The organism is Mesorhizobium huakuii, assembly GCF_030160235.1.
Lineage (GTDB): Bacteria > Pseudomonadota > Alphaproteobacteria > Rhizobiales > Rhizobiaceae > Mesorhizobium > Mesorhizobium huakuii.
Genome location: NZ_BSNY01000015.1, coordinates 454 through 5,168, shown reverse-complemented (window position 1 = coordinate 5,168; position 4,715 = coordinate 454). Strand labels below are relative to the sequence as shown.

At 61.0% G+C, this 4,715-nt stretch carries 3 protein-coding genes and 1 pseudogene; 2 read left to right on the top strand and 2 right to left on the bottom strand.

Annotated elements, in window-relative coordinates; genetic code table 11:
- Positions 1 to 138 precede the first annotated feature (138 nt).
- A complete protein-coding gene (locus QQK95_RS07935) occupies positions 139 to 1,119 on the bottom strand; it encodes an IS5 family transposase (protein ID WP_284270732.1) in 981 nt (326 codons plus the stop codon).
- Between QQK95_RS07935 and QQK95_RS07930 the strand changes: the two genes are divergently transcribed.
- On the top strand, positions 1,109 to 1,498 hold the full coding sequence (locus QQK95_RS07930; protein WP_284270730.1) for a hypothetical protein: 390 nt from the start codon (positions 1,109 to 1,111) through the stop codon (positions 1,496 to 1,498). The two genes, QQK95_RS07935 and QQK95_RS07930, sit on opposite strands and share 11 nt — an antisense overlap.
- 55 nt (positions 1,499 to 1,553) lie before the next feature.
- On the opposite strand, the pseudogene QQK95_RS07925 reads toward QQK95_RS07930, so the two are convergent.
- Positions 1,554 to 1,718, bottom strand: a pseudogene (locus QQK95_RS07925) (IS5/IS1182 family transposase); the annotation flags it as partial.
- Between the two features lie 666 nt (positions 1,719 to 2,384).
- On the opposite strand from QQK95_RS07925, the gene QQK95_RS07920 reads away from it, so the two are divergent.
- Positions 2,385 to 4,715 (top strand): Ulp1 family isopeptidase (locus QQK95_RS07920; protein ID WP_284270728.1); only part of this gene is annotated, 2,331 nt, incomplete at its 3' end.

The window sequence follows — 4,715 nt, the reverse complement described above, 5'->3', positions numbered from 1 at the left end:
GCGCGCCTAACATGCTGACTTAATGACATATTCTCACAGGCGGTGTTTAAGTCGGGCCAAGAGGTCGAGCAGCTTGGTCGTCTCAGCCCTGTTGCATGGATCAGACTTTGGACGAGGCAACCCTATCCACTGCATTTTTCATGCAACGCGCTCGAACTTGGGCCGGCCAAGTTCTGTCATCCGGTTAAGAACACGGACGCCAATCTTCGCTTCAGTCTTCTGATTGTCAAAATGTCGCGCTTTGGGTTTGGGCCCGATCACAGCCTTCCATCGACCCATCTGGGTCTCAGCGCGACTGCGCTTGTTGTAGCCGGTGGATTTCTGCCATGCCATCCGCCCTTTGGTCTGGATTTCTGCAATATGGCGATCGCGGACAGATGGAACCAGCACCGATTGAGGGCTGGCAATGGCAGTCTTGGGAGGTGGGATAATGACCTCCACGATCTCACCAAAGCGTGTCGCCAGAAGATCTCGGGTTGGCGTTCCATCATAGGCGCCGTCGGCAATGAACTTCTCGACGGGGCCACCGATCTGGTCCAGAAGTCCTGGTAACGCTGTCGGATCGCCGACATCATCCACGGTCAGATCGGAACAAACAATCTCACCACTGACAAGATTGAGACCAAGGTGCAGTTTGCGCCATCTTTTGCGTTTGCCCTTGGTTTTGTGCTTGTTTTCCAGCCACTCGCCCTCGCCGAAGACCTTCAAGCCGGTGCTGTCGACAACCAGATGGACCGGACCTGATGTTGTGGCTCGGGACATTGTCGACGGCAACGCCAGCCCTTTGCTCCGGCGAGACAGGGTGGAGAAGTCAGGCACGGCAATATCGAACCCCATCAGCGCCGCGACACTGCGCATCAAGCCTTGGGTCTGGCGTAGCGCCAGCCCGTAGACGACGCGCAGGGTCAAGCACAACGTAATCGCCAGATCCGAATATTTCGGCTGACCACCCCGCGATGTCCGCCTCCGCGCCGTCCATAAAGACAGGGCCTCATCCTTCACCCAGATGGTCAAATCACCACGTTGACGCAGGCTTTCATTATATGCCGGCCAATTCGTCACTTGATATTTCTGCTTGGCAATCTTGTCCCGCCGATCGGCATTGAACTTGTGCGGCATCGTCGAAATCCGGATCAGGAGACTGAAAACCACCGCTCAATATCAGTCGCCGGGTGATCCACGCAACAACGCCGGGTGGCGTGGCCTGGAACCTGGCTTCTCATTCGAACCAGCATTCCGCATCAGTATAACCGCGCCAGACGGCAAGACGCTCAATCTGGATAAGGAGATGTTCGCCCTGCTGGCCGAACAGTACGGCCTGGAGGCTGCTGACTTCGAACGCGAGTTTATCGCTGGTGGCGAGCGTTTCCGGATCACCGGCATTGATCCACGAAGACCTAAATATCCCATCTCCGTCCAGCGTATCCCCGATCGCCGCGGCTTCAAGTTCACCGCCGACAATGTTGCCATGTTGCTCAAAGCTCAGGCCAAACCCTGACGTTCACCAATCGTTCTTAAACTTGGCCAAAATCCCAGCTTCGAGCCGACAGGGCCGTCTTGCGTCGCGGAGCGCGCCATCCCGCCAGTGCCTCCGGCGTTACCCATAAGGTCAGGCTACCACGCCGGCGCAGACCTGCTTCGTAGTCACGCCAATTCGTCACCCTGAATTTCATCTTTCCGACGTGATGACGACGATCTGCGTTGTGTTTGTACGGCATGGCAACTCGTATCAAGCTGATTTCGATCCTGCCTGCCTATCGCCAAACCGTTGACAAAGGATCCATGCACCAACGCTGCGCCGGCGACATGATAGAATACAAAACATGCATAGGGAGGCGCGCGACTCGCCAGTATATTATGGGGTGCTTCCTTGCCCCCGGAGAGAACGAAATGGACAACACAGGACGCCCGTTGCGCCACGGCTCACCGACTAGACAGGATAGCACGATCGGACTGGCCAGCCCCTCATGCAACGTTCCAGCGACGGATGAGGGCGTGGCCAGCGGGACATATCCGCAGACCGACGCGCCTGCGCGGCAACCCCTCCCCTCGGACGCTATGGACGAGGCTCTGCAATGGGTGGAGCCATTGTCAACGCAGCAGGATGTGGCGTTGGCGGATGACCCCGTTGCCGGGCCAGGCGATAGCACTCCTGCGGTGGATAGGGGAGCGACCGCGAGTACGGAGGAACCCCCTGCGCTCACTCACGCCGCCCGCCCTCAAATCTCTGCCGGCACAACATTGGAGGCCGCTCCGGCTTCCTGGATGAGGGAGACACGACAGTGACGGACAGGAAATCAGCCCGCCGGATTGCTGGCTCTTCGGAACCAATCTCTTCGAGCGAAGGGGAAAAGAGTTGGCTCAGGCACCTGACCGGAGCGAGTGTGGTCACTCAGGATGGTGATACGGCGGAGGCGTCGCCAGCAAAGCGGGTGAAGCTCGAAGCGGAGGAGGTGCTGCCGGAGGAGGCGTTGTTTGAGCTCGACCAGTCGCGGAGTGCGTTCGGCAGAGCCTTGCCGCTCGGCGATCTGACCGGGGATCCGGATCGCCCCCAGTGGCAACTGTTCCTTGCTGACGACGACGCCGTCATCTTGCAACATGCGATGGAGCCCTGTCCGCCGATGGATAACGTGATCCCGTTCCGCGATCCGCAGAGCAGCCAATCTCCCCATCCGGACTATGCGGATCCGGAGCATCCGGACAAGTGCTCCCCCAGGGTCAAGGTCGAGAAGGTGACCTTCCCCCGGGGGTTCAGGCAAGAGCTGCAGCACCACTTGGGGTCGGATGCGAAGAAAGCAGAAGACCGATTGCGGACGGCCGTTCAGGTGGAGCTGGAGCGACAGATCAAGGGCACCCTCCTGGCCAATCCCCCCTACACGGTGCGCCGGCTGACCGCGGCGGATGTTCAACCGCATGAGCAGAAGCTGGCCGGCCAATACGGCCTGTTCCTGGCGCAGGATCTGCCCACGGTACCGACGCTCCGGAACGGCCAGATCCTGGGCCTGTATTCGGGTGTTCAACTGGTGTCAGAGGGGGACTTGAAACAGCACCTGGCAAAGTATCAGGAGCGGGAAGTCGAACGCTATCAGATGACCATATCGCGCGGGGGAGTGGAATACCAGTTATCGCCGTTGGGTGGCGCCAATTCGATGGCGTTCGCCAACACGGCTTTGAAGGCGGGCATGACTGAGCCGGCTTATGATTTCGATCGGATCAACGCGATTTTCTTTCCCTTCCACGTGGATATGGCCGACAGGGAAGGCCGCAGCAAGAAGGAGGCCGTCATGGCCGTGGTCGCGTTGGACAACGTCCGTCCGGGCGGAGAGATCAGGGTGGATTACAGCGACGGATACCTCGGCCAGTTCAAGAAGGCAGATAAGCCGGCTCCGTCACCGTCGATCCCCCCGCCATTGCTACCCATCAAGGAAGAGGACGGAGGGCCTCTGCCGAGCACGTCCGAACAGTCTCCTGACGATAAGGCAGCGCCGGACGGAATGGATGTGGACCGCCCGAGCGCCGCAGCGTCAGGTGGATCGCGCGCGAGCAGCCTCTTGAGATGGGGTTCGACCGCGCAAAGGTCGAGGGCCCGCGCCGTCGAGGATGCGCGCGCGGCGGGCAACTTGAGATGGGGTTCGACCGCGCAAAGGTCGAGGGCAGCGTCAGGTGGATCGCGCGCGAGCAGCCTCGGCCCGGGTCGCGCCGCCCTGGCAACGCAGGATCCAACGGATATGGATCAACCGGGACAGGCCTCCGGATTGGCCATCGCGCAGCTCGGCCCCACGGCCTGGCTGTACGACGAGCACATTCATGCGGACTACAATCGTCTTGCCCTGGATCTGAGTCAGACCGACCCAGGGTTCGCTGCCCAGACCCGTTTTGTGCCGCCCGCGGTCGTCCACATGCTGCTCCATACCGAGGGAGAAGTTCTGCAGGACACGCTGCGGGGGCTTTATGTCACCGACGCCGGGCAAGAGGCCCGGTTCCTGTTTTTGCCGGTGAACAATGCCAATGGTGCGAACGACGACGGGACGCACTGGTCGCTGCTGTTCGTCGACCGCAGTCCCGAGGGACAGCAGGCCATTCACTACAATTCACTGACGGACCCTGCGCAGGATCTTATTGCATGCAACCTCGCTCGCAAGCTGGGAGAGGAGATACGGTACCAGCAAGGGCTGATGGCGCCGCAGGACAACGGATATGACTGCGGTGTTTTGGTGCTTGAGGCCACGCGCGAACTGGCGACCAGGCTGGCGAACAGCCAGCCGCCAGAGGCCGCATCGCTGGATCTTCGAAGCGTTCTCGCCGATCGTAGTGCATTACGGGCGCGGCACGGGGCGCAACCGGCAATCGCCTTTCCCTCCGATGAGAAGATGGACGAAGGTCCCGATCTGGCCAAGATCGCGGAGGCGACGCCGCGGCTGCCGGGACAGAGAAAAGTAGTCTGGGCCGACGCGCTGAAGGCGGCCGATGCCGATCTCGGCGCCGCGGATGCCGCCCTAATCGTCCGCGCCACAAGGAGGGCGGCGTTCAAGGCGGTGTCGGTCCAGGACCAGGAAAGGCTGAACGAGATCGCGAAGGCGACGCCGCAGCAGCCGGAGCAGAGCAAAGGAGGCTGGGCCGACGCGCTGAAGGCGGCCCATCCCGATCTCAGCGCCGCGGATGCCGCCCTAATCGTCCGCGCCACAAAGCGCGAGATCGCCAGGAGGGCGCCGTTC